This window comes from Methylobacterium sp. 174MFSha1.1 (genome assembly GCF_900116815.1).
Classification (GTDB): domain Bacteria; phylum Pseudomonadota; class Alphaproteobacteria; order Rhizobiales; family Beijerinckiaceae; genus Methylobacterium.
This window is the reverse complement of sequence record NZ_FPCB01000029.1, coordinates 14,091-38,750: the sequence shown is the minus strand read 5'-3', so window position 1 is coordinate 38,750 and position 24,660 is coordinate 14,091. Positions and strand designations below refer to the sequence as shown.

Below are 24,660 nucleotides of genomic sequence, written 5' to 3'. Positions count from 1 at the left end.
ATCTAAGATGACGAATGCCGCGCGAAGCGGCCGATTTTCGCGAGAGGGGGCCGTACCGCATGCACGCGCAGGCCGTGATCCTCGACCGTCCCGAACGGCTCGGCCTCGCCTGGCTCGCTCTCGACGCACCCGGACCCGCCGACGCGACCGTCGAGGTCGCCTGGAGCGGCATCAGCACCGGCACCGAGCGCCTGCTCTGGTCGGGCCGGATGCCGGACTTCCCCGGCATGGGCTACCCGCTGGTCCCGGGCTACGAATCCGTCGGCCGCGTGGTCGAGGCCGGCCCCGAATCCGGCCGCCGCATCGGCGAGACGGTGTTCGTGCCGGGCGCGCGCTGCTTCGGGCCGGTCCGCGGGCTGTTCGGGGGCGCGGCCTCCCACCTCGTCTCCGCCGGCAGCCGGCTGCGGCCGATCCCCGGGACGCTCGGCGCACAAGGCATCCTGCTGGCGCTCGCCGCCACCGCCCGCCACGCGCTGGCCGGCAGCGCAGGCTCCGGGCGCCAGCTCATCGTCGGCCACGGCACCCTCGGGCGCCTGCTGGCCCGCCTCGCGCGGATCGACGGCCTCGACTTGGTGGTGTGGGAGCGCGATCCCGCCCGCCGCGACGGCGCCGGGGATTACACGGTGATCGATCCGGCGCAGGACGAGACGCGTTACACCCGCATCATCGACGCGAGCGGCGATGCCGGCCTCCTCGACACGCTGATCGCCCGGCTCGCGCCGGGCGGCGAGGTGGTGCTGGCCGGCTTCTACGAGGCGCCGCTCTCCTTCGCCTTTCCGCCCGCCTTCCTGCGCGAGGCGCGCATCCGCGTCGCGGCGCAGTGGCAGCCCGGCGACCTCGACGCCGTCGCGGCGCTCGCCGGCAGCGGCGCCCTGTCCCTCGACGGCCTCGTCACCCACCGCCGCCCGGCGGCGGAGGCAGAGAGCGCCTACCGCACCGCCTTCGGCGATCCCGCCTGCCTCAAGATGGTCCTCGATTGGAGCGCCCGCTCATGAACGCAGTCCTCAACGGCGCCGCTCTCCAGGCCTCCGCCACCCTTCTGCGCGCCGAGGCCGCGATCCCGCCGGATCCGGTTTCCACCTCCACGACCCGCGAGACGCAAGTGATCGCGATCTACGGCAAGGGCGGCATCGGCAAGAGCTTCACGCTCGCCAACCTGTCCTACATGCTGGCGCAGCAGGGCAAGCGGGTGCTGCTGATCGGCTGCGACCCGAAGAGCGACACGACCTCGCTGCTGTTCGGCGGCCGGGCCTGCCCGACGATCATCGAGACCTCGACCAAGCGCAAGCTCGCCGGAGAATCGGTGGCGATCGGCGACGTCTGCTTCAAGCGCGACGGCGTGTTCGCGATGGAGCTCGGCGGGCCCGAGGTCGGCCGCGGCTGCGGCGGGCGCGGCATCATCCACGGCTTCGAGCTGCTCGAGAAGCTCGGCTTCCACGAATGGGGCTTCGACTACGTCCTGCTCGACTTCCTCGGCGACGTGGTCTGCGGCGGCTTCGGCCTGCCGATCGCCCGCGACATGTGCCAGAAGGTCATCGTCGTCGGCTCGAACGACCTGCAATCGCTCTACGTCGCCAACAACGTCTGCTCGGCGGTGGAGTATTTCCGCAAGCTCGGCGGCAATGTCGGCGTCGGCGGCCTCGTCATCAACAAGGACGACGGCACCGGGGAGGCGCAGGCCTTCGCTGAAGCCGCCGGCATCCCGGTCCTCGCCTCGATCCCCGCCGACGACGACATCCGCAAGAAGAGCGCCAACTACGAGATCATCGGCCGGCCGGACGGGCGCTGGGGCGCGCTCTTCGCCGAGCTCGCCGACAATATCGGTACGGCCCTGCCGCACCAGCCGAAGCCGCTCTCGCAGGATGCGCTCCTCGGCCTGTTCAAGGGCGAGGCGGTCGGGCGCGGCGTGGTGCTGGACCCGGCGAGCGACGAGGACATGCGCGGCCGTCCGGTCGTGCAGAAGCCGTCCCTCGAAGTCGTCTACGAGGCGGTCTGACCATGGGCGCCTCCCTCGATCTCGCGGCCTTGCGGGCCCGAACACCCGTCGAGACTCCGGTCAACCTCGCGGCGACGCGCCAGGACGGGCTCGGCTGCCATTCCGGCAAGGAGACGATGCGCCAGGCAGCGGAGGCCGCCGGCATGGGCGAGACCCTGGAGGCTTTGAAGCGCGACTATCCTGTCGGCCCGCACGACCAGCCGCAGAGCATGTGCCCGGCCTTCGGCTCGCTGCGGGTGGGCCTGCGCATGCGCCGCACCGCCACGATCCTGTCGGGCTCGGCCTGCTGCGTCTACGGCCTCACCTTCACGTCGCATTTCTACGGCGCGCGGCGGACCGTCGGCTACGTGCCGTTCAACTCCGAGACGCTCGTCACCGGCAAGCTGTTCGAGGACATCCGCGACGCGGTCCACGCCACCGCCGATCCGGCGCTGCACGACGCGGTCGTGGTCATCAACCTGTGCGTGCCCACGGCGTCGGGCGTGCCGCTGCGGCTCCTGCCGCGGGAGATCGACGGGGTGCGGATCATCGGCATCGACGTGCCGGGCTTCGGCGTGCCGACCCACGCCGAGGCCAAGGACGTGCTCGCCGGCGCGATGCTGAAGGTCGCGCGGGCCGAGGCCGAGCACGGCCCCGTCGCGGCGCCGCGCCAGCCCCGGGACGGACGCCCGACCGTGGCGCTCCTCGGCGAGATGTTCCCGGCCGATCCGATGCAGATCGGCGCGTTGCTCGAACCGCTGGGCCTCGCCGCCGGCCCGGTCGTCCCGACGCGGGAATGGCGCGAGCTCTACGCCGCCCTCGACTGCGCGGCGGTGGCGGCGATCCACCCGTTCTACACCGCGTCCTTGCGCGAGTTCGAGGCGGCGGGCCGCCCGGCGGTCGCCTCCGCCCCGGTCGGTCACGACGGCACCGCCGCCTGGCTCGACGCGATCGGGCAGGCCTGCGGCGTCGCCCCGTCCGCGGTCGCGGCGGCCAAGAACCGGTTCCTGCCGGCGATCCGCGGCGCCCTGTCGGCGAACCCGATCCGCGGCCGGATCACGCTCACCGGCTACGAGGGCTCGGAACTGCTGGTGGCCCGCCTCCTCGTCGAGAGCGGCGCCGAGGTTCCTTACGTCGGCACCGCCTGCCCGCGCACGTCCCATTCCGCGGCCGATCGCGACTGGCTCGAGGCGCGCGGCTGCCGCGTGCAGTTCCGCGCCTCCCTGGAGCAGGACCTCGCGGCGGTCGAGGAGTTCCGGCCCGACCTCGCCGTCGGCACGACGCCGGTGGTGCAGAAGGCCAAGGAGCGGGCGATTCCCGCGCTCTACTTCACCAACCTGATCTCGGCCCGCCCTCTGATGGGCGTCGCCGGCGCCGGGTCGCTCGCCCAGGTGGTCAACGGCGCCATGGGGCAGCGCGAGCGCTTCGACGCGATGCGCTCGTTCTTCGCCGGCGTCGGCACCGGCCACGCCGCCGGGATCTGGGAGGACGTGCCGCAGAAGCGCGCCGCCCCGAAGCGCGCCGCGCCCGAGAAACCCATCGGGGAGACGATCTGATGCTCGTCCTCGATCACGACCGCGCCGGCGGCTACTGGGGCGCCGTCTACGTCTTCACCGCGGTGAAGGGGCTCCAGGTCGTCATCGACGGCCCTGTCGGCTGCGAGAACCTGCCGGTCACCTCGGTGCTGCACTACACCGACGCGCTGCCGCCGCACGAACTCCCGATCGTCGTCACGGGGCTGGCGGAAGAGGAACTCGGCCGCCACGGCACCGAAGGCGCGATGCGCCGCGCCCACGCGACGCTCGACCCGACGCAGCCCAGCGTCGTCGTCACCGGCTCGATCGCCGAGATGATCGGCGGCGGCGTGACGCCGGAGGGCACCAACCTCCAGCGCTTCCTGCCCCGCACCATCGACGAGGACCAGTGGCAGGCGGCCGACCGGGCGATGTCCTGGCTCTGGCACGAATACGGGGCGAAGAAGGCGGCCAAGAAAGGCGTGATCCCGCCGCGGCCCGTGCGCGCGCCCGGGGTCAAGCCGCGGGTCAACCTGATCGGCCCGGCCTACGGCACCTTCAACATGCCCTCCGACCTCGCCGAGATCCGGCGCCTCGTCGAGGGCATCGGCGCCGAGGTGAACCTGGTCTTCCCCCTCGGCACGCATCTCGCCGACATCCCGCGCCTGGTTCAGGCCGACGCCAATATCTGCCTCTACCGCGAGTTCGGGCGGCTCCTCTGCGAGGCCCTCGACCGGCCCTACCTCCAGGCGCCGATCGGCGTGCACAGCACGACGAAGTTCCTGCGCGCGCTCGGCGAGATTTTGGGAGTCGATCCCGAGCCGTTCATCGAGCGCGAGAAGCACACGACGCTGAAGCCCCTATGGGACCTCTGGCGCTCGGTGACGCAGGACTTCTTCGCCTCGGCGAGCTTCGGGGTGGTGGCGACCGACACCTACGCGCGGGGCCTGCGCCACTTCCTCGAGGACGAGATGGGCCTGCCGTGCCGGTTCGCGGTCTCGCGCAAGGCCGGCGCCAAGCCCGACAACGCGGCGGTCCGAAAGGCCATCCGCGAGACGCCGCCGCTCGTTTTGTTCGGCTCCTACAACGAGCGCCTCTACCTCGCCGAGTGCGGGGGACGAGCGGTGTTCGTCCCGGCCTCGTTCCCCGGCGCGGTGGTGCGGCGCCACACCGGCACGCCGTTCATGGGCTACTCGGGCGCGACCTACCTCGTGCAGGAGGTCTGCAACGCGCTGTTCGACGCGCTCTTCCACATCCTGCCGCTGTCGCGGGACATGGACGCCGTCGAGGCGACGCCCGCCCGCCCGCATCGGACGCTGCCCTGGGACGACGAGGCGCGCCTGCGCCTCGACGCCTCGGTCGAGGCGAGCCCGGTCCTGGTGCGGATCTCCTTCGCCAAGCGCCTGCGCGACGCCGCCGAGCGCGAGGCGACCCGGGCCGGGTCCGAGCGCGTGACCGGCCCTTGCGTCGAGCGGGCCCGCGCCGCGCTCGCGGCGGCCTGAGCGCCGACACCCATCCGGCGCGGCCCCCGCCGCGCCGGCCATCGAGACGCCTCGCGGATCCCCGCGGGTGAGGGAGGAGAGCCGAGACCATGTCCCGTCCGTTCGTCACGGTTTCGCGGTCCCGTTCGGAAGCGGTCCAGTTCCGGGCCATCCTGGCGGCGACCTACCCGGTCTTCCTGGTCGCCGCCTTGCTGCAGCGCCTGCGCCCGGGGCCCGCCGCCCTCGGGCCGCGGCGCTCGGTCTTCGGCGAGGCGCGGGTGATGGCGCTCTCGGCGATCCCCTTCGCCTTCATGGGATGAGAGCCCCCGGAGCCGGGCCCCCGATCCGGGCCAGCTCCCTCGGGACCGAGTTTCCGCCGCCATCATGCGCGGCGGAGAGACCGCCCGTCCATCGCGGCCGGGCAACCCCGCGCGGGAGCCCCCGCGTGGATCCGCATCCGGAGGTTCGGCAATGGCCAACGGCATGGACAAACCCAGCGTACTGTCAGGACTCACCGAAGAGGAGGCGAAGGAGTTCCACGGAATCTTCGTCACCAGCTTCATCATCTTCACGGCGATCGCGGTCGTCGCGCACTTCCTCGTCTGGCTGTGGCGGCCCTGGCTGCCCGGGCCGAACGGCTATTCCGCGCTCGAGGACGGCGTGAAGGTCGCCGCCCACGGCATCCTGCCCTTCATTTCCTAAGGCGAGGACTTCCGCCATGCACAAGGTCTGGCTTCTGTTCGACCCGCGCCGCACGCTGGTGGCGCTTGCCACCTTCCTGTTCGTGCTCGCGATCCTGATCCACTTCATCCTGCTCAGCACCAACCGGTTCAACTGGCTGGAAGGCCCGGCGGTGAAGAAGGCGGAAGCGATCCCCTACAGCCTCGTCCTGCCGACCTGAGCGGCCGGCGGATCCGCGCCCTCGCGTGAGGGCGCCCTCGCACCGCGGACGGGCGTCACGCCCCGCCCGCGGCCACCACGCTTTCGCGGACGGGGAGGGCCGCGCCCATGGCCATGCTGAATTTCGAGCGCAAATACCGGGTCCGCGGCGGCACTCTGCTCGGCGGCGACCTGTTCGACTTCTGGGTCGGCCCGTTCTACGTCGGCTTCTTTGGGGTGACGGGCCTGTTCTTCACCCTGCTCGGCACCGGCCTGATCGTCTGGGGCGCGGCGCTCGGCCCGACCTGGAACGTCTGGCAGATCAACATCGCGCCGCCCGACCTCAAATACGGGCTGGCGCTCGCGCCCTTGCGCGAGGGCGGCCTGTGGCAGATCATCACCTTCTGCGCCATCGGCTCCTTCGGCTCCTGGGCCCTGCGCGAGGTCGAGATCTGCCGCAAGCTCGGCATCGGCTACCACGTCCCCTTCGCCTTCTCGGTCGCGATCTTCGCCTACGTCACGCTGGTGGTGGTCCGGCCCATGCTGATGGGTGCCTGGGGCCACGGCTTTCCCTACGGGATCCTCAGCCACCTCGACTGGGTGTCGAACGTCGGCTACCAGTATCTCCACTTCCACTACAACCCGGCGCACATGCTCGGCGTGACGTTCTTCTTCACGACGACCTTCGCGCTGTCGCTGCACGGCTCCCTGATCCTGTCCTCGACCAATCCGCCGAAGGGCGAGGTGGTCAAGACGCCGGAGCACGAGGACACCTTCTTCCGCGACACGATCGGCTACTCGATCGGCACGATCGGCATCCACCGGCTCGGCCTGTTCCTCGCCCTCTCGGCCGGGTTCTGGAGCGCGGTCTGCATCGTCATCAGCGGTCCGTTCTGGACCCGCGGCTGGCCCGAATGGTGGGGCTGGTGGCTGAGCCTGCCGATCTGGCGCTGAGTCCCGTCTGCCTCCCCGCGACATCACCCTTCAGAAGGCATCCGCCGCCATGGGGTATTACCAGAACATCTACACGCAGGTGCAGGTCCACCCGCTCCACCCGGAGGCCGGCGTCGAGATCCCGGAGATCGAGAACCGCGTCGGCAAGGGCGGCTTCAACTATCTCGCCGGCCTCGTCGGCAACGCGCAGATCGGGCCGATCTATCTCGGCACCCTCGGCACGCTGTCGCTCGCGAGCGGGTTCATCGCCTTCGAGATCATCGGCCTCAACATGTGGGCCTCGGTGAACTGGGATCCGGTCCAGTTCATCCGCCAGCTGCCCTGGCTCGCCCTCGAGCCGCCCCGACCGGAATACGGGCTCAAGATCCTGCCGCCGCTCGCCGAGGGCGGCTGGTGGCTGCTCGCCGGCTTCTTCCTCACCGCCTCGATCCTGCTCTGGTGGGTACGGTTGTTCCGGCGCGCCCGGGCTCTCGGCCTCGGCTACCACGTGCCCTGGGCCTTCGCCTCCGCGATCTGGCTTTACCTGGTGCTCGGCTTCATACGGCCGATCCTGATGGGGAGCTGGAGCGAGGCGGTGCCGTTCGGGATCTTCCCGCACCTCGACTGGACCGCGGCGTTCTCGCTGCGCTACGGCAACCTGTTCTACAACCCGTTCCACATGCTCTCGATCGTCTTCCTGTACGGATCGACGATGCTGTTCGCCATGCACGGCGCCACCATCCTGGCGGTCAGCCGCTACGGCGGCGAGCGCGAGATCGAGCAGATCGTCGATCGCGGCACCGCGACCGAGCGCGCCGCCCTGTTCTGGCGCTGGACCATGGGCTTCAACGCCACGATGGAATCGGTCCATCGCTGGCTGTGGTGGTTCGCCTTCCTGACGACCCTGACCGGCGGCATCGGCATCCTGCTCACCGGCACCGTCGTCGACAACTGGTACCTCTGGGCGGTCAAGCACGGCGTCGCGCCGCACTACCCGCAGATCTACGGCCCGGTGGTGGATCCGCTCGCCAACCCGGGAGGCACGCCATGAGATTAGCGCTCCAACTCCTCGGCGTCGTGGTGGCGGTGCTGCTCACCGGGGCGATGTTCGGCACCGCGGGCTGGACCCGGCCCCCGGTCCGCTCCGAACAGACGGGATTCCGCGGGACCGGCATGGTGCAGGTGCAGAATCCCCGCACCCTGGCCGCCCAGATCGAGGCCCAGGCCGCGCCCGCGCCGCAGGACCCCGTCCCGCCCGGCGGCGAGCCGGCGACGCAGACCTATCAGAACGTGAAGGTGCTGACCGACCTCTCGACCGACCAGTTCAACCGCGTGATGGCCTCGATCACCGAGTGGGTCGCCCCCGAGCAGGGCTGCGCCTATTGCCACAACGTCGAGAACATGGCGGACGACAGCGTCTACGCGAAGACCGTGGCGCGCTCGATGCTCCGGATGGTCCGGCACATCAACGCCGACTGGAAGAACCACGTCGGCGAGACCGGCGTGACCTGCTACACCTGCCACCGCGGCAACCCGGTGCCGCAGGCGGTCTGGCACAACAATCCCGGCCCTCCCCACGCGCAAGGCTTCGCGGCGCGCGACGGCGGCCAGAACCACCCGGCGCCGGAGGCCGGCCTGACCTCGCTGAACTACGATCCCTACAAGGAGCTGCTCGGCGACAAGGACATCGACCAGAACGCCGTGCGGGTCGCGGCGAAGACCGCCCTGCCGACCAGCCCCTCGAAGCCGCTCCAGACCACCGAGCGGACCTACGCCCTGATGATCCACATGGCGGAGGGCTTGGGCGTCAACTGCACCTACTGCCATAACAGCCGCGCCTTCTCCTCCTGGGAGGAGAGCACGCCGAAGCGCGTCACCGCCTGGCACGGCATCCGGATGGTGCGCGACATCAACGGCAACTTCATCGAGCCGCTGACGCCGGTGCTGCCGGAGGCCCGGCTCGGGCCGGAGGGCGATCCGCCGAAGGCCAATTGCACCACCTGCCACCAGGGCCTGGCCAAGCCCCTCAACGGTGCGCAGATGCTCAAGGACTACCCCGAGCTCGCCGGAGGGCCGATGCCGAAGGCGCCGTGAGGCCGGCCTCCGCGTGAAACACCGAAAAGGCCCCGGTTCCGAGAGGAGCCGGGGCCTTCCTGCATCTTTCGGGGCGATGACGCCAATCGATTGCCTGCGATCGGAATGTAGTTCCAGGGGCCGGCATCGCCCGCGGATTGTCGCTCATCTCATGACGATTTGCCGCATCGGCGGAATCCAGGTCTCGCGGAGTTGGACTGACACGTGCGACGGCGGTCTCTCGCCCGTGCGCCCGTCAACCCGCGCCCGTTCGAGGGCGTCTCACGGAGGCAACGGCCATGGGCGATTCCGGCCTGATCTACATGCTCGCCTTCACCACCTTCGCGCTGGTCATCCTGTTCCTGATCTGGCAGCGGATGCGCGTCCAGCGCGCCAAGGAGACCGGCGAGCGGTCGAGCTTCACCGACCACCACGGCGGCGCGCCGCGGCCGCACCAGGGGGTGGATCCGCGGTAGGGGACGCCGTGAAGTGTCTCGCGCCCGTCATGACGCTCGGAGTCAGCCCGGCTTTCTCGATGGTCTTGACACCCTCCATCGTCATCCCTGGGCCGCGCAGCGGAACCCGGGATCCATAGCCGCTGACGATGCAGAATCAGGCGGGTTGCGTTCCGAGTTCTTCTGAAGCGTCAGCGGTTATGGATCCCGGGTTCTCGACTTCGTCGAGCCCCGGGATGACGTCGAGAATTATCGGCAGGGCTGCCGGATTCATCGATGCAGCCGATCATCGGGTCCTGGAGTCCCGGACGTCTCTCACCGTCCGTCCGCCCGCGCCACCGCGCGCTTGATCACCTGCTGCACCTCGACGTTCGACAGGAAGAGGTCGTGATTGATGAGGCCGCTGCCGTACTCGGACGCGTCGGCGACGCGCACGCCGAGCGCCTCCAGCCGGCTGCGGTCCGCCGCGCCCGCTCGCACCACGCCGCCCGCGATGGTGCTCGACAGTTCGAGCGCCCGGTCGTTGGTCGAGGAGATCACGGTGATCTTCTGCGCCGCGGTGCCGAGGCGCTCGATGCCGTTGGTGAACAGATCGATGTCGATGTCGGGCGCGGCGAGGACGATCGCGCCGATCCGGTCCAGCGCCGCCTCGCCGGCATCGGCCCGCAGCATGCGCAGGGTCTCGAGGGTGAGCAGCGTGCCCATCGAATGCGCCACGATTTGGATGCGCCCGCCCTGCGCGGTCGCGAGCGCCCGCAGCAGGTCCTCGAAGGCGTCGCGCGACCACAGGGCGCTCTCGCGGTCGTAGCCGTAATCGAAGGTCTTGCCCGCCGAGGGCCAGGTGAACAGGCCGGAGACGCCGCGGAAGCGGATGCCGTCGGAGAGCTGCGCCGCGCTCACCGCCGCGGTCTCGAACGATTCGCGGTAGCCGTGGACGTAGAGCAGCACGTCGCGGCCGAGCGCGGCCTCCGCGAAGGCGGTGGCGGCCTCGGGGCCGGTCACGACGCGCGGGGCGGAGGCGATGCGCCAGTCGCCGGTGACCACCGACGATACCTTGCCGATCAGCGAGCGGTCGGGCGCAGAGAGGCGCACGGTCGCGAACGCGAGGCCGCGGCCGCGCTGGTCGGTGAAGTAGGGCGGGCGGCCGGCGGGATCGGCCGGGCGGCGAGTGGTGGCGACGAGGAGCACCGGGCTGACGTCGAGGGCCGATTGCTTCTCCGGTCCCGCCGAATCGCCGATCAGCCCGTCGCCGAGGCAGCCGCCGAGCGACAGGCCGGCAAGGGCGGAGAGGCCGAGGCGGGCCAGGGTCCGGCGCGTCGGCGCGGCTTTCGCTGTCATGTCGTCCCACTCGTCGCCGGCACGCCGGCCTTGTGCCCGCGCTTTCAGGCCGGCGATGCGGCATGATCGTGGCCGTGGCGCGTCGCCCCCCGGGAGAATGGCGCGTCGCGCCTCGGCGAAACCGCGCCTGTTGCCCGCAGGTCACGCGTCGTCGGTCCTTCGTCCACAGCCTTGAGCCCTCGACGGACGGGCGGCGAGCCGGCAGAACGCTGTCATGACCGTTCCGGCCCCCGACCTCGCCCAGCTCCTGTCCGGCAACCGCGCCGCCCTCGCCCGCGCCATCACGCTGGCCGAATCGAAGCGGGCCGATCACCGGGCCGCGGCCCGCGACCTCCTCGACGCCGCCCTGCCGCATGCCGGCAAGGCGGTGCGGGTCGGCATCACCGGCGTGCCGGGGGTGGGCAAGTCCACGACCATCGACGCGCTGGGTGCCGCCCTGACGGCGCGGGGCCACAAGGTGGCGGTGCTGGCGGTCGATCCGAGCTCGTCGCGCACCGGCGGCTCGATCCTCGGCGACAAGACCCGGATGGCCCGGCTCGCCGTCGACCCCAACGCCTTCATCCGGCCCTCGCCCTCCTCGGGCACCCTCGGGGGCGTCGCCGCCAAGACCCGCGAGACGATGCTGCTCTGCGAGGCCGCCGGCTTCGACGTGGTACTGGTGGAGACGGTCGGCGTCGGCCAGTCCGAGACCGCGGTCGCCGACCTCACGGATTTCTTCCTGGTGCTGATGCTGCCCGGCGCCGGCGACGAGTTGCAGGGCATCAAGAAGGGAATCCTCGAACTCGCCGACATGATCGCCGTCAACAAGGCCGACGGCGAGGAGGGGATGCGCCGCGCCACCGCCGCCGCCGCCGAGTACCGGGCGGCGCTCCACATCCTGACCCCGGCGAGCGCCACCTGGGCACCGCCGGTCACCACGATCTCTGGGCTCTCCGGCCAGGGGCTCGACGCCCTGTGGGATGCGGTGCTCGACCACCGCCGCAAGCTCACCGCCACCGGCGAGATCGCCGCGAAGCGCCGGAGCCAAGACGTGAAGTGGATGTGGGCGCTCGTCCACGAGCGGCTGCACCAGCGCCTCACCGGCAGCGCCGAGGTGCGCCGGCAGACGGCTGAGGCCGAGCGGATGGTGGCGGCGGGCGAGCGCTCGCCCGCCGCGGGGGCCGACCTGATCGCCGAGACGGTCGGGCTGTAGCCCGTTGTCCGACGAATCGGAAACCGGCTCGTCGCAGGAAATTTTGAAAAAAGCTTGGAGCTATTTGACCGGTCGCATTGGTCGATTCGCTACGCACCCGGACAATTCTCGACGTCATCCCGGGGCTCGACGCAGTCGAGAACCCGGGATCCATAACCGCTGACGCTCCAGGATGAAGTGAGAAGTCCTCCGCTTCGTTCTCGACCCTCAGCGGTTATAGATCCCGGGTTCCGCTGCGCGGCCCCGGGATGACACGCAGGGTGTCACCGACGTGGGGCGCAATCAAATAGGTTCCGGCATCAGTACCCGACGGTGAAGCGCCGGCGGATATGTGCCGGACGCTCGATCTCGTCGACGAGGGCGACGGCGTAATCCTCGTACGAGATGCGGCTGCCGTTCTCGCCGACGAGCAGCTGGTCGCCGCCGAGGCGGAACCGGCCGGTGCGCTCCCCCGGTCCGATCAGGGCGGAGGGCGACAGGAAGCTCCAGTCGAGGTCGGTGACGCCGCGCAGCGCGTCGAGGAAGGCCGCGCCGCGTAGAGCCTCGTCCTTGTAGGCGGCCGGAAAGTCGGGCTGGTCGACGAGCCGCTGCCCCGGCGCCACCTCAAGCGAGCCGGCGCCGCCGACCACGAGGTAGCGCGCGACCCCCGATTCCCGCACGGCGCCGATCAGCGCCTGCGGATCGGCGTCGCCGAAGCGCACCGCGCTCACCACCGCGTCGTGCCCGGCAAGCAGGCGGCTCAGGCCCTCGGGCTCGCGCACGTCGCCGGCGAGGGCCTCGACCTGCGGGGAGTCGCTTTCCCCCGGGGTGCGGCTGATTGCGGTGACGCGGTGACCCCGCGCGACCAGCTCGGCGACGAGGCGCGCGCCGACATTCCCGGTCGCGCCGATGACGGCAACCTTGGCCATGATCCACTCTTGGTTCGGTTTCGCGATCTGGTCTATGTTCGAGACCGAGGACAGAGCTAGTCCGCTGCGACCGGCCGCGCAAGACGTCATCGTCGCGGGACCAGGTCAGCGGGCGGTGACCATGGGACGAGAGACGTGCTCGACGAGATCAGGACGGCCGACGCACAGAAAAACTCTTGCCCGATCCGCGATGTGCTGGACCGGATCGGCGATCAGTGGAGCCTGCTGGTGCTGGCGACGCTGGATCCGGGGGTGAAGCGGTTCAGCCAGCTCGAACGCGAGATCGGCGACATCTCGAAGCAGATGCTCTCGAAGACCCTGCGCCGGCTGGAGCAGGACGGCTTCGTGGCGCGGGAGGTCCATGCCGAGGTACCGCCCCGGGTCGAGTACCGGCTGACGGCGCTCGGGCGCTCGTTCCTGGAGCCGATGCGGGGGCTGATCCGCTGGGCGGAGGCGAACCAGGCGGCGATCGTGGCGGCGCGGCGGGGTGCGCGGTAGCCCGAGGGACCGATTCCGGGCGGCGAAGAGTCCTCGATCAGCGCACCCGCGTCCGCGTGTTCCCTTTCCCGGACGACTGGAACGAAGTGGAAGGAGATCCGGGATCCAGGAAAGGAAGTCGCGAAGCGTCCATGTGTCTGCAACGGTGCAGCATTCAGAGCCGCTTCGCGGCACTTCTCATGCTGGATCCCGGATCTCCTTCCACTTCGCTGCAGTCGTCCGGGAAAGGGGGGCGGAAAAGAACGTCTCCGCGATGAATCTGGGCCGTTCCCAGCCTCAGCCGTATCGAACCTTCTCCATGCCGGTGCCATGTCGCGCGTGGTCGGGCGAGGCCCTCACGCCTTCTCCCACTGGCTCTCGATGATGGTGTAGACCTTGTCGCTGAGGTTGATGTCCATCTCGACGAGGCCGAGCGTGGCCTTCACCCGGCTCAGGGTCTCGGCGAGTTCCAGCACCGGCTCGGGCACCCGGCGCTCGGGGACGGCGGCGCCCGAGATCTGAAGCACGTCGGTCAGCATCGCCGTGTAGGCGCCCCAGAAATGCTGGTGGCCGATGACGTGGAAGCGCGACAGCGCCTCGATCGCCAGCGTCCAGTGGCCCGGCTTCATCGCCTCGCCCGGGAAGGTGCAGGAGAGGTCGCGGGTGAGCGGATTCTCCAGCCAGGCGAAGGTCTCGAGGTCGATCCGGTCGAAGCCCTTGCGCAGGGTCGAGAGGCTGCCGAGCTCGAGGCCGGCCGCGAAGGCGCAGGGGCCCTGCAGGTGGTCGACGCGCCAGCTCTGCACCGGGTCCTTGCCGATCTCGGCCATCCGGCGCAGGTACAGGATGCGCTTGGCGAGCTCGACATACGGATCGACGACCAGGATCGTCTTCACGTACTCGCCGGCCTGGATCACGTCCTCGTAGCGCTTCACGAGCAGGCTGCCCTGCAGCAGCATCGAGTCGCTGTACTTGATGTCGATGATGCAGCGCAGCAGGTCGAAATGGATGTCGTGGACGCCGAAATACGCCATGGCGAATTCCGGAAAGAGCATGTCGCGGGCGGCGTTGTCCTGGTTGATCGTGTAGTCGAGCGCGAGGACGCGGGCCGGGCGGTAGGCGGCGTCGGCGCGGTGGCGGTAGAGCAGGATGTTGGTGTCGGCGTCGTAGATGTCGTAGCGCCCGGCTTGGTCGAGGCCGGGGCAGCTCGCGCCGTCGAGCTTGAAGCCGCAGGTGCCGTGGGCGTGCCAGCCGAACTCCTTCAGCTGCGGGTAGTGGACCCACGCCTCGATCACGGTTTCCCGGGTCCGGTCCATGACCACGCGGACGCGCGGCGTGCGGCGCATGTCGTCGGGGGCGATCCAGAGCTCGAAGCTCGCCGGGCCGACGACGTTGAAGTTGAATCGCATGCTGCTTGCTAGGCTGAAGACGGCGTCGCGGCAAGGTCGCGCCGTGCATGCCGGCGCGACCAGCGCCTGCGCGCCGGCGGCTCCGGCAGCGGGATCATCCTCGCGGTGGGCAGCCGGACGGAGGGCCTTGCGGCGCCGGCGCCGGCGGGTGTTGATGCGGCCATGTCCGACCTGTTCGCCTCCGCCGGCCTCGACCGCGACGCGCCCCGCCCCCTCGCCGACACCCTGCGGCCGACGAGCCTCGCCGAGGTGGTGGGGCAGGAGCACCTGACGGGGGAGGGGGGTGCGCTGACCCGGCTCCTGCGCGGGCGCAACCTCGGCTCGCTGATCCTGTGGGGCCCGCCCGGCACCGGCAAGACCACGGTGGCGCGGCTGCTGGCCGGCGAGACCGACCTGCATTTCGAGCAGATCTCGGCGATCTTCTCCGGCGTCGCCGAACTCAGAAAGGTGTTCGAGGCCGCGCGCGCCCGCCGGGCGGCGGGCCGGGGCACGCTGCTCTTCGTCGACGAGATCCACCACTTCAACCGGGCCCAGCTCGACGCCTTCCTGCCGGTGGTCGAGGACGGCACCGTCACCCTCGTCGGTGCCACGACCGAGAACCCGTCCTTCGAGCTGAACGCCGCGCTCCTCTCCCGCGCCCGGGTGCTGGTCTTCCGCGCCCTCGACGAGGCGGCGGTCGCCCGGCTCCTCGACCGTGCCGAGGCGGTGACCGGCCGGGTGCTGCCCCTCGACGCGCAGGCCCGGGCGGTGCTGGTGCGGATGGCCGACGGCGACGGGCGGGCGGCGCTCACCCTCGCCGAGGAAGTCTGGCGCTCGACTGGACCTGACGAGACCCTGGACGCGGCCTTGCTGCAGGAGCTGATCCAGCGCCGCGCCCCCGTCTACGACAAGGCGCAGGAGGGCCACTACAACCTCATCTCCGCCCTGCACAAGACGATCCGCGGCTCCGATCCGGACGCCGCCCTGTACTATCTCTGCCGCATGCTGGACGCCGGCGAGGACCGCCTGTTCATCGCCCGCCGGCTGGTGCGAATGGCGGTGGAGGATATCGGGCTCGCCGACCCGCAGGCGCTGGCGGTGGCGAATGCCGCCAAGGACGCCTTCGACTTCCTCGGCTCGCCGGAGGGCGAATTGGCACTGGCGCAGGCGGCGGTCTACCTCGCGACCGCGCCGAAATCGAACGCGGTCTACACCGCCTACAAGGCCGCGACCCGCGCGGCCAAGGAGCACGGCTCGCTGCCGCCGCCCCGCACCATCCTCAACGCGCCGACCAAGCTGATGCGCAAGCTCGGCTACGGCGAAGGCTACCGCTACGACCACGACGAGCCCGACGCCTTCTCGGGCCAGGATTACTGGCCGGAGCGCCTCGGCAGACAGAATTTCTACGTGCCGACCGACCGGGGCTTCGAGCGCCGCGTCGCCGAGCGACTGGACTGGTGGGAGGCGCGGCGCCGGGAGCGCAGCGGCGAAGATTCGTGACGGTTATGTGAACAACCTGACAAACAGCCGTTGACGTAGCGCTCGCCCCTCGTTCACCTTGAAAGCATGAGACCGAATCTTTCCCGTTCGCCCGGTCCGGCAGGATGACCGCGCGCGTTCTCTCCATCGCCAACTGCAAGGGCGGCACCGGCAAGACGACGTCGGCCGTCAACCTGGCGGCCGAGCTCGGCGCCCGCGGCTACCGGGTCCTGGTGGTCGATCTCGATCCGCAGGGCCATTCGGGACTAGGGCTCGGCGTCACGGCGCGGCTCGGCTCCCCCAACGCCCACACGCCGCTCCTGCGCCGCCAGACCAGCCTCGACGGCGCCGCCCAGGTCACCGACGAGGACAACGTCGCGGTGGTGCCGGCCGACCGGAGCTTCGACGGGCAGCTCGGCCACGGCGACATCCGCTGCCTCTCCGACGCCCTCGCCCCCCTGCGCCAGGTCCACGACCTGGTGCTGATCGACGTGCCGCCGTCGGCGGCGGCGCTCACGGTCTGCGCCCTGATGGCGAGCGACGGCGTGGTCGTGCCCACCACCCTCGATCCTCTCGGCCTCGAGGGCGTGCGCCAGTTCGCCCGCTCCTACCACGACACGATGCTGCGCTTCCGCGCCGCGCCGCTCGGGCTCGCCATCGCGCCGATGCGCATCGACCTGCGCACCAACGTCGAGCGGGAGACCCTGGGGGCGCTCCGCACCGCCTTCGGGCCGGGCCAGATGGTGCGGGGCGTGCGCACCGACGTGGCGGTGAGCGAGGCCTTCGCCCAGCGCCGGCCGGTGCGGCGCTACCGCCCCCGCGCCCGCGCCGCCGAGGATTTCTCCGGCCTCACCGACGACTTGGTGCAGCGCTTCGGCATCGACTGCACCGCCGCCTTCGCGGAGCCGCCCTACGGTCGCCAGGAGGGGTTCTCGCGCGGAATCTCCTGGCGCTGACGGAATATCCCGGCGTCGAAGGGCGGGTGGTGATTCGCCGGGCGTGACGGGGAGGGCGGCGGATGCTACGAGCCGGCGCATGACGAAGCCTCCTTCTCGCGGCGGTTCCGGGCGGTCGCGGACCGGCCCGGGCGGACCCGCCTCGGGCCGCCCGCCGCGGGCCCGCACCGGACCGCGCAACACCGCCCGCGACGCCGCCGAGCGCGCCGCCGGCCTGGTGGTCTCCAACCGGGCTGCGCCCGGCAAGTCCGCCCAGGGCAAGTCCGGCCATGGCAAATTCGCGCCCGCGAAGTTCGCTCCCGCCGGAGCCGCTCCTGCGCGCCCCGCCTTCGGCCGCGACATGGGCGACGCCTCGCCCTGGGAGCGGGACGAGGGCCCGGCCCGCGCGCCGGCCGGCAAGTTTCCGGCCAAGCCCAAATCGGACAAGCCCAAATCCGACAAGCCGAGATCGGATCGTCCGCGCACCGGCGCGGCGACCGAGGACCGCGCCCCGGCCCGGCCGCGCCGCGACGAGCGCCCGGATTCCGCCGAAGTCCCGCGCAGCCGTGGGCCTGCGGAGCCGAAGGCCGCCGCAACCACAGCCCCTGGCGCCAAGGCCCCGACCCGGCGCGCTTTGCGCGAGGCGACCGCCGAGGCGCTGGCGACCGGCGTGCAGACCCTCGAGGTGACGCCGGACGAGGCCGGGATGCGGATCGACCGCTTCCTGTCGGCCCGCTTTCCGCAATTGCCCTTCACCCGCATCCAGAGCCTGGTGCGCAAGGGCGAGTTGCGCGTGAACGGCAAGCGCGCCAAGGCCGCCGATCGGGTCGAGCCCGGCGCCAGCGTGCGCGTGCCGCCGCTGAGCCTGGAGGCGCGCCCGCCGGCGCCGAACTCCCCCCGGGCGGAGGGCGACCTCGCCTTCCTGCGCTCCCTGATCCTCTACGAGGACCAGGACATGATGGTGCTCAACAAGCCCTTCGGCCTCGCGGTCCAGGGCGGCTCGGGCACCACCCGCCACGTCGACGGCCTGCTCGAGGCGATGCGCGACAAGGACGGCCAGAAGCCGCGCCTCGTCCACCGCCTCGACAAGGACACGGCGGGCTGCCTCATCATCGCCAAGACCCGGCTCGCCGCCGCGACGTTGGCCAAGACCTTCCGGTCGCGGGCGGCGCGCAAGATCTACTGGGCGCTGGCCGCCGGCGTGCCGAAGGTGCGCCAGGGCCGGATCTCGACCTACCTCGCCAAGGAGGAGATCGGCGACGCCGATGCCCGCATGCGGGTCGCCAAGCACGGCGACGAGGGGGCGAGCCACGCGCTGACCTACTACGCGGTGGTCGACCAGGCCGGGCAGAAGCTCGCCTGGCTGTCGCTGAAGCCGGTCACCGGGCGCACCCACCAGCTGCGCGCCCACGCCGCCCATATCGGCCACCCGCTGGTCGGCGACCCGAAATACTTCGACATCGAGAACTGGGAGCTGCCCGGCGGGCTGCAGAACCGCCTCCACCTGCTCGCTCGGCGCATCGTCATCCCGCATCCGCGCACCGCCAAGCCGATCGACGTGACGGCGCCGCTGCCGCCGCACATGGCGCAGAGCTGGAACCTGCTCGGCTTCGACGCCGCCCGCTACGACCCGATCGTCGAGGCGCCGGAGGCGTGACGTGGCGGCCGTCCAGCATAGGCCGGCCCGTCGGGACCGGCCCTTGGCAGGACGGCCGCGCGCCTTATTCTCAAGGCGGGCCGCCGCGGTCGCGGCACCAGCGCGGGCCGCAGGCGACCCGTCCGGGAGTGAGACAAGCCAGATGAGACCCGCCGCGCTCGCCAGCCTCGGCCTGATCGGATTCCTCGCCTGCGCCGGAACGGCGCCGGCCCAGACCGCTCCCGCGACGCCTGCACCCACCCCGGCGCCGGCCGCGACCCCGGCGGCGCCTTCTGTCTCCCCGCCGGGGCCTGCCGCCCGCCCGGACGGCAAGCCCGCCGCGGCCCGGCCCGAGGGGCGCCACCAGGACGGCCGCGCCGCGCCGGCCGAGGGGAGCGCGCCGGCCGCCCGGCCGGCGGCGTCCGAGCGCGCGGCGACGCCCCGGCGGCGGCGCCCGAGCTACGCCGCCTGCAACCGCGCCTCGCAAAGGCGCAGCCTCAAGGGCGGCGCGCGACGCCGCTTCCTGATCCGCTGCCGCCTGGGCTATGAGCGGATCCAGCCGGGCCAGCAGCCGGCCCGGCCTAAGCCCTGAGCGGCCGTTCGGGCCGCCCCCGGCGCGACAGCGAGGCGGCCTGAAACACCCATGATCCTCATCGTCTTCGACGTCGACGGCACCCTCGTCGACAGCCAGCACATGATCGTGGCGGCGCAAGGGGAGGCCTTCGCGTCGGTCGGCCTGCCGGCGCCGAGCCGGGAGCGGTCGCTGTCGGTGGTCGGGCTGTCGCTGCCGCAGGCCTTCACCGCCCTCGTCGGTGCCGACGGGCCGGTGGCGGCGCTCTCCGAGGCCTACAAGCAGGCCTTCGGCCGGCTGCGAGCGCGGGCCGAGATCCGCGAGACGCTGTTTCCCGGTGCCGCCGCGCTGCTCGCGCGGCTCAACCGCGAGCTGGCGGTGCAGCTCGGCATCGCCACCGGCAAGTCCCGCCGCGGCGTCGACCACCTTCTCAGCCTCCACGGCTGGGAGGGCTGGTTCGCGACCGTGCAGACCGCCGACGACGCCCCCTCGAAGCCGCATCCGGCGATGCTCGAACAGGCGATGGCCGAGACCGGCGCCGCGCCGGCCGAGACGATCATGATCGGCGATTCGACCTACGACATGGTGATGGCGCGGGGCGCCCACGTGACGGCCCTCGGGGTCTCCTGGGGCTACCACACGCCCGACGCCCTGCGGGCCGCCGGGGCGCATGCGGTGATGGAGAGTTTTTCGGAACTCGAATCCGCCCTACTCGCCCGGATCGCGGCGGCCTGAAGGCCGTCTCGCAACCGCCGCCCGGAGGCACTGGAGCACTTCACGATCGCGTTGCAATCGTGAAGTGCTCTATATCATTGATTTTGCCGCATTTTCTGCGACGAACCGGTTTCCACTTCGTCGGAAAATGTTCTATCTTCGTCCCATGACCAACGACGTGACCCGCGATTGGCTCGGGGATCCGGAGGCTCAGCCCGATCCGGTCCGCGCCGCCCGCCAATCGGCCAAGCCCGCGCTGCCGAAGCGCTTCTACACCGAGGCCGGCATCGCCGAGGCCGAGGACGGCTACCGCCTCGTCCTCGACGGGCGCCCGGCCCACACCCCCGCCCGCCGCCGCCTCGCGGTGCCGCAGGCGGCCCTCGCCGCGGCGCTCGCCGAGGAATGGGGCGCGCAAGAGGAATTCATCGATCCGGCGCGGATGCCGCTCACCCGCCTCGTCAACTCGGCCCTCGACGGGGTGGCCGAGCGGCGCGAGGCGGTGATCGACGACCTCTCGGCCTATGCGGGGACCGACCTCGTCGTCTACCGCGCCGGCGATCCGGCCCGCCTCGTGGCGGCGCAAGCCGCGGCCTGGGACCCGGTGCTCGACTGGGCCAGGGAGGCGCTCGGCGCCCGGTTCATCCTGAGCGAGGGGGTGATGCACGTCACCCAGCCGGCGGACTCGGTCGCGGCCCTGCGCCGCGCCATCGAGGCGGTGGCAACCCCGACCGCGCTCGCCGGCCTGCACTCGATGACGACGCTGACAGGCTCGCTGCTGATCGCGCTCGCCGTCCTCCACGGCCGCCTGACGCCGCAGGAGGGGTGGGCCGCCGCCCATGTCGACGAGATCTTCCAGGCCGAGGTCTGGGGGCAGGATGCGGAGGCCGAGGAGCGTCTCGCCAAGAGGCGGGCGGAATTCGAGGCAGCGGCGCGGGTGGCGGCGCTCAGCGCCTGACGCTCCGCTCAATGGGGGCGGACCGCAATGCAGCCCTCCCTGTCATCCCGGGTTCCGCTGCGCGGCCCCGGGATGACGGTGAGAGATGTCGGTATGCGTATCGGTTCGACCGACGCAGCCCGTCAGACGGTCTCCGGGTGACCCGAGCGAAGCGCCCTGGTCAAACTTCGTCACTTCTTCAGCGTACCGGTGGCGATGTCGGCGTTCGGGTCGATCATCTGCGGCACGGACGGGCCGAAGGCCACGAGGCCGCTGGTGTCGATGCCGCGCACGTCCACCTCGGCGCCCGGCGCCATGCGGGGCAGGGCGGCGAAGAGCGGCATGCCGGCCGGCACGCGGTCCGAAAAACCCGGGACGTCGAGGGCCGGGACGCCGGCCTGGTCGAGGCTGGTGCCCTCGGCGCGCGGGGCGGCTGAGCCGGCCAGGACGAGGCCGGCCGCGATGACGGTCTTGAGAAGCATCTCGAGCACTCCGGTGCGGGGCGTGTCTTGCGAAAGCGTTGCTTGCGAAGACAATGCGCGAACCCCGGCTCCGGTTCTCACGAAAAAGCTTATCCGGCGGCCCGCCACGCGTCCACGGTGGCGGCAGCGGCCGGCAGCTGGTGGAACAGGTGGAAGCCGCAGGTCTCGGCGCCGCGCTCCGCCATCTCGGCCGAGAAGCCGGGCGGCGCCGCGGACGGGGCGTCGATGCTGCCCGCGAAGGTCCAGGCCTCGCCGGTGACGAAGGCCGGCACCGGAAAGTCGTTCGGCACCGCGCAGACCAGGTCCGGCTCCGCGCGCCGGCGAAACAGGTTGTAGGTCGGCCAGCGCCGCACCGTGCGCGGCCGCGCGCGTGTGAATCCCGAGCCCACGCTGGTCGCGGTCATGTGTAGTCTCCCCCCGGGTCCGACCCGTTGCATCGTTGGGCCGATGCATATCCGTCGTGATCGGAACCGCTGATCACATTCGATAATGTTTGCGGCTTTTGTGAGCAATACTGCCGATACGGCGAAGCCTAGATTAGGCCGTGCGGCAGAAGGCGCAGCCGCCTACCCCTTTCGGCCAAGCTGTCCAAGGGGGCTTCAAATTTTTGGAAGGTGAGGCTCAGTTTTTTCAGTTTTCCTTGTCGCGCGGGCGCCCGCATAGTCTCGCTCGGCACGGCGATCCGGGGCAGCGGGCGGTGGCGTGACGCCGCCTGCTCTTCCGGTCTGCCGCGCCCGCGCCGACCGGATCCGAGCGATCCGTCACGAGATGGCCGGCGGCGCGCAACCAATTCACGACACCGGGCGCGCCACGTCCGGATGGGTCAGCCCGCAGGGCCGGAGGAGACACCATGGCTGGATCGAGACGCCCGGGACGCAACTTCCTCTTCGTTCCGGGCCCGACCAACGTGCCGGAGCGGGTCCAGCGCGCGATGATCGTGCCGATGGAGGACCATCGCTCGCCCGTCTTCCCCGAGCTGGTCCTGCCGCTGTTCGAGGAAACGAAGAAGATCTTCAAGTCCCGCGACGGCCAGGTCTTCCTGTTCCCGTCGAGCGGCACCGGCGCCTGGGAGGCGGCGCTGACCAACACGCTCTCCCCCGGCGACCGGGTGCTGGCGCCGCGCTTCGGCCAGTTCAGCACCCTGTGGATCGACCTCGCCCAGCGGGTCGGCCTCGACGTCGTGGTCCAGGACGAGGCCTGGGGCACCGGCGCCGATCCGGCCCGGATCGAGGAGGCCCTACGGGCCGACCGCGAGCACCGGATCAAGGCGGTGCTCGTGGTCCACAACGAGACCGCCACCGGCGTCACCTCCGATATCGGCGCGGTGCGCCGGGCGATCGACGCGGCGGGCCACCCGGCGATGCTCTACGTCGACGGCGTCTCGTCGATCGGCAGCATCGACTTCCGGGCCGACGAGTGGGGCGTCGACTGCGCCATCACCGGATCGCAGAAGGGGCTGATGCTGCCGGCGGGCCTCGGCATCGTCTGCGCCAGCAAGCGCGCGCTGGAGGCGGCGAAGACCGCCGAGTGCCGCCGCGCCTATTTCGAGTTCTCCGACCAGACCAAGGCCAACGCCACCGGCTACTTCCCCTACACGCCGCCGCTGCCGCTGCTCTACGGCCTGCGCGAGGCCCTGCGCTGCCTGGAGGAGGAGGGGCTGGAACAGGTCTTCGCCCGCCACCGGCGGCTCGCCGACGGCGTCCGCGCGGCGGTGCGGGCCTGGGGGCTGAATCTCTGCGCCAAGGACCCGCAATGGCACTCGGACACCGTGAGCGCCGTGATGGTGCCGGAGGGCATCAACGGAGCCGAGGTGATCAGCCTCGCCTATCGCCGCTACAACCTCGCCCTCGGAGCCGGCCTGTCGCAGGTGGCGGGGAAGCTCTTCCGCATCGGCCATCTCGGCGACCTCAACGAGCTGATGCTGCTCGGCGCCCTCTCGGGGGCCGAGATGGCGATGCGCGACGCCGGCATCCGCATCGAGCCCGGCAGCGGCGTCGCGGCGGCGCAGGAGCACTTTCGGGAGACGTGGGTGGGGGAGTGAGAATTGGGTTTCTTCCCTCCCCCCTCTGCGGGGGAGGGTGGCGAACGCAGTGAGCCGGGAGAGGGGCAGCGCGACGTTGGTCCAGGTGGCGCCCGTCAGAACGGTCGCGACCTCTCCGGAAGCGGCTTCCCCTCTCCCGCCCCGCATCCGCGGGGCACCCTCCCCCGCAGAGGGGGGAGGGCGGAGCGCTCTGCCCCTTAGACCAACTGCCCCACCCCCACCCACCGTGCCATTCTGCCGTGCCATGCCCCGCCGAACCGGGGTGCCGGAGACCGACATGTCCCACCGCATCGTCTTCCTCGACCGCGAGACCCTGGATGCCGAGCTGCGGCGCCCGAGCTTCCCGCACGACTACGTCGAGCACGCCGTGACGGAGCCCGGGGAGATCGTCGCGCGGCTGCAGGGCGCCGACATCGCCATCATCAACAAGGTGCCGATGCGGGAAGACACCCTGAGCCGGCTGCCGGACCTGAAGCTGATCGCGGTCGCCGCCACCGGCACCGACGTGGTCGACAAGGCGGCCGCCAAGGCGCGCGGCATCACGGTGGTCAATGTCCGCAACTATGCCTTCAACACCGTGCCGGAGCACGTGATCGGGCTGATCTTCGCGCTCCGCCGGGCGATCGTTCCCTACGCCAACTCGGTCCGGCGCGGCGACTGGGGGCGGGCGCGGCACTTCTGCTACTTCGACTACCCGATCCGGGACGTCGCCGGCTCGACGCTCGGCATCGTCGGCTACGGGGCGCTCGGCAAGTCGATCGGCCAGCGGGCCGAAGCACTCGGCATGCGGGTGATCGCCTACGACGTGATGCCCCAACCCGGCCTCGTCGACCTCGACACGATCATCCGCGAGAGCGACGTGATCACCCTGCACGCGCCGCTGACGCCGGAGACCCGCAACATGATCGGCCGGGACGAACTGGCGCGGATGAAGCGCGACGCGATCCTGATCAACACCGCCCGCGGCGGCCTCGTCGACGAGGCGGCGCTGGCCGAGGCGCTGACCGGCGGGACGATCGGCGGCGCCGGCTTCGACGTGCTGACCAGCGAGCCGCCGCGGGACGACAACCCGCTGCTCGCCCTCGACCTGCCGAACCTCATCATCACCCCCCACGTCGCCTGGGCGAGCAAGCAGGGTATGCAGATCCTCGCCGACCAGGTCATCGACAACATCGAGGCTTTCGTGGCTGGCCGGCCGCAGAACGTGGTGGAGTAGGGCGGGCGGGGGCGCTAACCCGCTATCGCGACCGATGGATAC

26 protein-coding genes are annotated in these 24,660 nt (G+C 71.2%); 21 read left to right on the top strand and 5 right to left on the bottom strand.

Annotated features, from left to right (window positions below; translation table 11 throughout):
* The first annotated feature begins 59 nt into the window (after positions 1-59).
* From bchC to BM430_RS34850, 11 genes are all read left to right on the top strand, one after another.
* The gene (gene bchC, locus BM430_RS23560) at positions 60-995 is read left to right on the top strand and encodes a chlorophyll synthesis pathway protein BchC (RefSeq protein WP_093569681.1); all 936 of its coding nucleotides are present in this window, start codon (positions 60-62) and stop codon (positions 993-995) included.
* Positions 992-1,996: a chlorophyllide a reductase iron protein subunit X gene (locus BM430_RS23555; RefSeq protein ID WP_093569680.1), complete on the top strand. Its 1,005-nt coding sequence runs from the start codon at positions 992-994 to the stop codon at positions 1,994-1,996. The genes bchC and BM430_RS23555 overlap by 4 nt, the downstream gene beginning before the upstream one ends.
* 2 nt (positions 1,997-1,998) lie before the next feature.
* Positions 1,999-3,531, top strand: coding sequence for a chlorophyllide a reductase subunit Y (bchY, locus tag BM430_RS23550; RefSeq protein ID WP_093569679.1), 1,533 nt, complete (start codon positions 1,999-2,001; stop codon positions 3,529-3,531).
* A complete protein-coding gene (gene bchZ, locus BM430_RS23545) occupies positions 3,531-4,991 on the top strand; it encodes a chlorophyllide a reductase subunit Z (RefSeq protein WP_093569678.1) in 1,461 nt (486 codons plus the stop codon). The genes bchY and bchZ overlap by 1 nt, the downstream gene beginning before the upstream one ends.
* An 89-nt stretch (positions 4,992-5,080) precedes the next feature.
* A complete protein-coding gene (locus tag BM430_RS23540; RefSeq protein ID WP_093569677.1) occupies positions 5,081-5,290 on the top strand; it encodes a hypothetical protein in 210 nt (69 codons plus the stop codon).
* Between the two features lie 151 nt (positions 5,291-5,441).
* Entirely contained in the window at positions 5,442-5,672 is a 231-nt protein-coding gene (gene pufB, locus BM430_RS23535) for a light-harvesting antenna LH1, beta subunit (RefSeq protein WP_093569676.1), read from the top strand.
* Between the two features lie 16 nt (positions 5,673-5,688).
* Positions 5,689-5,871, top strand: a complete 183-nt coding sequence (gene pufA / locus BM430_RS23530; protein ID WP_093569675.1) for a light-harvesting antenna LH1, alpha subunit — start codon at positions 5,689-5,691, stop codon at positions 5,869-5,871.
* Positions 5,872-5,978: 107 nt separating this feature from the next.
* Entirely contained in the window at positions 5,979-6,803 is an 825-nt protein-coding gene (gene pufL, locus BM430_RS23525) for a photosynthetic reaction center subunit L (RefSeq protein ID WP_093569674.1), read from the top strand.
* A 49-nt stretch (positions 6,804-6,852) separates the two neighbouring features.
* Positions 6,853-7,833: a photosynthetic reaction center subunit M gene (pufM, locus tag BM430_RS23520; protein ID WP_093569673.1), complete on the top strand. Its 981-nt coding sequence runs from the start codon at positions 6,853-6,855 to the stop codon at positions 7,831-7,833.
* Positions 7,830-8,876 (top strand): photosynthetic reaction center cytochrome PufC, encoded by a 1,047-nt coding sequence (gene pufC, locus BM430_RS23515; protein ID WP_093569672.1) that lies wholly within the window; start codon positions 7,830-7,832, stop codon positions 8,874-8,876. Before pufM ends, pufC begins: the two co-directional genes overlap by 4 nt.
* Positions 8,877-9,154: 278 nt before the next feature.
* Entirely contained in the window at positions 9,155-9,331 is a 177-nt protein-coding gene (locus tag BM430_RS34850) for a hypothetical protein (protein ID WP_177303150.1), read from the top strand.
* 294 nt (positions 9,332-9,625) lie between these two features.
* Here the strand turns inward: BM430_RS34850 and BM430_RS23510 are convergent, their stop codons facing one another.
* Positions 9,626-10,648: an alpha/beta hydrolase gene (locus BM430_RS23510; RefSeq protein ID WP_093569671.1), complete on the bottom strand. Its 1,023-nt coding sequence runs from the start codon at positions 10,646-10,648 to the stop codon at positions 9,626-9,628.
* Positions 10,649-10,862: 214 nt separating this feature from the next.
* Here BM430_RS23510 and meaB point away from each other — a divergent pair, with 214 nt between their 5' ends.
* Positions 10,863-11,840 (top strand): methylmalonyl Co-A mutase-associated GTPase MeaB, encoded by a 978-nt coding sequence (gene meaB, locus BM430_RS23505; protein ID WP_093569670.1) that lies wholly within the window; start codon positions 10,863-10,865, stop codon positions 11,838-11,840.
* Positions 11,841-12,139: 299 nt separating this feature from the next.
* On the opposite strand, the gene BM430_RS23500 is transcribed toward meaB, so the two are convergent.
* Positions 12,140-12,748 carry an NAD(P)-dependent oxidoreductase gene (locus tag BM430_RS23500; protein ID WP_093569669.1) on the bottom strand — a complete coding sequence of 203 codons (609 nt, stop codon included), beginning with the start codon at positions 12,746-12,748 and terminating at the stop codon, positions 12,140-12,142.
* A gap of 135 nt (positions 12,749-12,883) precedes the next feature.
* Here BM430_RS23500 and BM430_RS23495 point away from each other — a divergent pair, with 135 nt between their 5' ends.
* Positions 12,884-13,246: a winged helix-turn-helix transcriptional regulator gene (locus BM430_RS23495; RefSeq protein ID WP_093569668.1), complete on the top strand. Its 363-nt coding sequence runs from the start codon at positions 12,884-12,886 to the stop codon at positions 13,244-13,246.
* Positions 13,247-13,581: 335 nt separating this feature from the next.
* Here BM430_RS23495 and BM430_RS23490 read toward each other — a convergent pair whose 3' ends face one another.
* A complete protein-coding gene (locus tag BM430_RS23490) occupies positions 13,582-14,631 on the bottom strand; it encodes a hypothetical protein (protein ID WP_143132109.1) in 1,050 nt (349 codons plus the stop codon).
* Positions 14,632-14,793: 162 nt separating this feature from the next.
* Here BM430_RS23490 and BM430_RS23485 point away from each other — a divergent pair, with 162 nt between their 5' ends.
* The 6 genes from BM430_RS23485 to BM430_RS23460 all read left to right on the top strand — a co-directional run bounded on the left by BM430_RS23485 (position 14,794) and on the right by BM430_RS23460 (position 20,900).
* Positions 14,794-16,110, top strand: coding sequence for a replication-associated recombination protein A (locus BM430_RS23485; protein WP_093569666.1), 1,317 nt, complete (start codon positions 14,794-14,796; stop codon positions 16,108-16,110).
* A gap of 104 nt (positions 16,111-16,214) precedes the next feature.
* Positions 16,215-17,045 (top strand): ParA family protein, encoded by an 831-nt coding sequence (locus tag BM430_RS23480; RefSeq protein WP_093569665.1) that lies wholly within the window; start codon positions 16,215-16,217, stop codon positions 17,043-17,045.
* A gap of 79 nt (positions 17,046-17,124) precedes the next feature.
* On the top strand, positions 17,125-18,681 hold the full coding sequence (locus BM430_RS23475; RefSeq protein WP_093569664.1) for an RluA family pseudouridine synthase: 1,557 nt from the start codon (positions 17,125-17,127) through the stop codon (positions 18,679-18,681).
* 142 nt (positions 18,682-18,823) lie between these two features.
* Complete coding sequence (locus tag BM430_RS23470) at positions 18,824-19,252, top strand: hypothetical protein (protein WP_093569663.1); 429 nt, start codon at positions 18,824-18,826, stop codon at positions 19,250-19,252.
* A gap of 51 nt (positions 19,253-19,303) precedes the next feature.
* On the top strand, positions 19,304-19,966 hold the full coding sequence (locus BM430_RS23465; RefSeq protein WP_093569662.1) for an HAD-IA family hydrolase: 663 nt from the start codon (positions 19,304-19,306) through the stop codon (positions 19,964-19,966).
* A 145-nt stretch (positions 19,967-20,111) separates the two neighbouring features.
* Positions 20,112-20,900: an ATP12 family chaperone protein gene (locus BM430_RS23460; RefSeq protein ID WP_093569661.1), complete on the top strand. Its 789-nt coding sequence runs from the start codon at positions 20,112-20,114 to the stop codon at positions 20,898-20,900.
* A 170-nt stretch (positions 20,901-21,070) separates the two neighbouring features.
* Here the strand turns inward: BM430_RS23460 and BM430_RS23455 are convergent, their stop codons facing one another.
* Both BM430_RS23455 and BM430_RS23450 read right to left on the bottom strand, forming a co-directional pair.
* Complete coding sequence (locus tag BM430_RS23455) at positions 21,071-21,361, bottom strand: hypothetical protein (protein WP_093569746.1); 291 nt, start codon at positions 21,359-21,361, stop codon at positions 21,071-21,073.
* 89 nt (positions 21,362-21,450) lie between these two features.
* On the bottom strand, positions 21,451-21,765 hold the full coding sequence (locus tag BM430_RS23450) for a hypothetical protein (protein WP_244539633.1): 315 nt from the start codon (positions 21,763-21,765) through the stop codon (positions 21,451-21,453).
* Positions 21,766-22,211: 446 nt separating this feature from the next.
* On the opposite strand from BM430_RS23450, the gene BM430_RS23445 reads away from it, so the two are divergent.
* Both BM430_RS23445 and BM430_RS23440 read left to right on the top strand, forming a co-directional pair.
* The gene (locus BM430_RS23445) at positions 22,212-23,402 is read left to right on the top strand and encodes an aminotransferase class V-fold PLP-dependent enzyme (protein WP_093569660.1); all 1,191 of its coding nucleotides are present in this window, start codon (positions 22,212-22,214) and stop codon (positions 23,400-23,402) included.
* A 277-nt stretch (positions 23,403-23,679) separates the two neighbouring features.
* Positions 23,680-24,618 carry a D-2-hydroxyacid dehydrogenase gene (locus BM430_RS23440; RefSeq protein ID WP_093569659.1) on the top strand — a complete coding sequence of 313 codons (939 nt, stop codon included), beginning with the start codon at positions 23,680-23,682 and terminating at the stop codon, positions 24,616-24,618.
* Positions 24,619-24,660 lie beyond the last annotated feature (42 nt).

Coding starts and splice junctions, on each gene's coding strand:
- BM430_RS23485 (WP_093569666.1), top strand. CDS start 14,794: ATGTCCGACCTGTTCGCCTCCGCCGGCCTCGACCGCGACGCGCCCCGC.
- BM430_RS23540 (WP_093569677.1), top strand. CDS start 5,081: ATGTCCCGTCCGTTCGTCACGGTTTCGCGGTCCCGTTCGGAAGCGGTC.
- BM430_RS23555 (WP_093569680.1), top strand. CDS start 992: ATGAACGCAGTCCTCAACGGCGCCGCTCTCCAGGCCTCCGCCACCCTT.
- pufB (WP_093569676.1), top strand. CDS start 5,442: ATGGCCAACGGCATGGACAAACCCAGCGTACTGTCAGGACTCACCGAA.
- BM430_RS23470 (WP_093569663.1), top strand. CDS start 18,824: ATGAGACCCGCCGCGCTCGCCAGCCTCGGCCTGATCGGATTCCTCGCC.
- bchZ (WP_093569678.1), top strand. CDS start 3,531: ATGCTCGTCCTCGATCACGACCGCGCCGGCGGCTACTGGGGCGCCGTC.
- BM430_RS23450 (WP_244539633.1), bottom strand. CDS start 21,765: ATGACCGCGACCAGCGTGGGCTCGGGATTCACACGCGCGCGGCCGCGC.
- BM430_RS23500 (WP_093569669.1), bottom strand. CDS start 12,748: ATGGCCAAGGTTGCCGTCATCGGCGCGACCGGGAATGTCGGCGCGCGC.
- BM430_RS23460 (WP_093569661.1), top strand. CDS start 20,112: ATGACCAACGACGTGACCCGCGATTGGCTCGGGGATCCGGAGGCTCAG.
- bchC (WP_093569681.1), top strand. CDS start 60: ATGCACGCGCAGGCCGTGATCCTCGACCGTCCCGAACGGCTCGGCCTC.
- BM430_RS23440 (WP_093569659.1), top strand. CDS start 23,680: ATGTCCCACCGCATCGTCTTCCTCGACCGCGAGACCCTGGATGCCGAG.
- pufC (WP_093569672.1), top strand. CDS start 7,830: ATGAGATTAGCGCTCCAACTCCTCGGCGTCGTGGTGGCGGTGCTGCTC.
- BM430_RS23475 (WP_093569664.1), top strand. CDS start 17,125: ATGACGAAGCCTCCTTCTCGCGGCGGTTCCGGGCGGTCGCGGACCGGC.
- pufA (WP_093569675.1), top strand. CDS start 5,689: ATGCACAAGGTCTGGCTTCTGTTCGACCCGCGCCGCACGCTGGTGGCG.
- pufM (WP_093569673.1), top strand. CDS start 6,853: ATGGGGTATTACCAGAACATCTACACGCAGGTGCAGGTCCACCCGCTC.
- pufL (WP_093569674.1), top strand. CDS start 5,979: ATGGCCATGCTGAATTTCGAGCGCAAATACCGGGTCCGCGGCGGCACT.
- BM430_RS23510 (WP_093569671.1), bottom strand. CDS start 10,648: ATGACAGCGAAAGCCGCGCCGACGCGCCGGACCCTGGCCCGCCTCGGC.
- meaB (WP_093569670.1), top strand. CDS start 10,863: ATGACCGTTCCGGCCCCCGACCTCGCCCAGCTCCTGTCCGGCAACCGC.
- BM430_RS23455 (WP_093569746.1), bottom strand. CDS start 21,361: ATGCTTCTCAAGACCGTCATCGCGGCCGGCCTCGTCCTGGCCGGCTCA.
- bchY (WP_093569679.1), top strand. CDS start 1,999: ATGGGCGCCTCCCTCGATCTCGCGGCCTTGCGGGCCCGAACACCCGTC.
- BM430_RS23490 (WP_143132109.1), bottom strand. CDS start 14,631: ATGCGATTCAACTTCAACGTCGTCGGCCCGGCGAGCTTCGAGCTCTGG.
- BM430_RS23465 (WP_093569662.1), top strand. CDS start 19,304: ATGATCCTCATCGTCTTCGACGTCGACGGCACCCTCGTCGACAGCCAG.
- BM430_RS23480 (WP_093569665.1), top strand. CDS start 16,215: ATGACCGCGCGCGTTCTCTCCATCGCCAACTGCAAGGGCGGCACCGGC.
- BM430_RS23445 (WP_093569660.1), top strand. CDS start 22,212: ATGGCTGGATCGAGACGCCCGGGACGCAACTTCCTCTTCGTTCCGGGC.
- BM430_RS34850 (WP_177303150.1), top strand. CDS start 9,155: ATGGGCGATTCCGGCCTGATCTACATGCTCGCCTTCACCACCTTCGCG.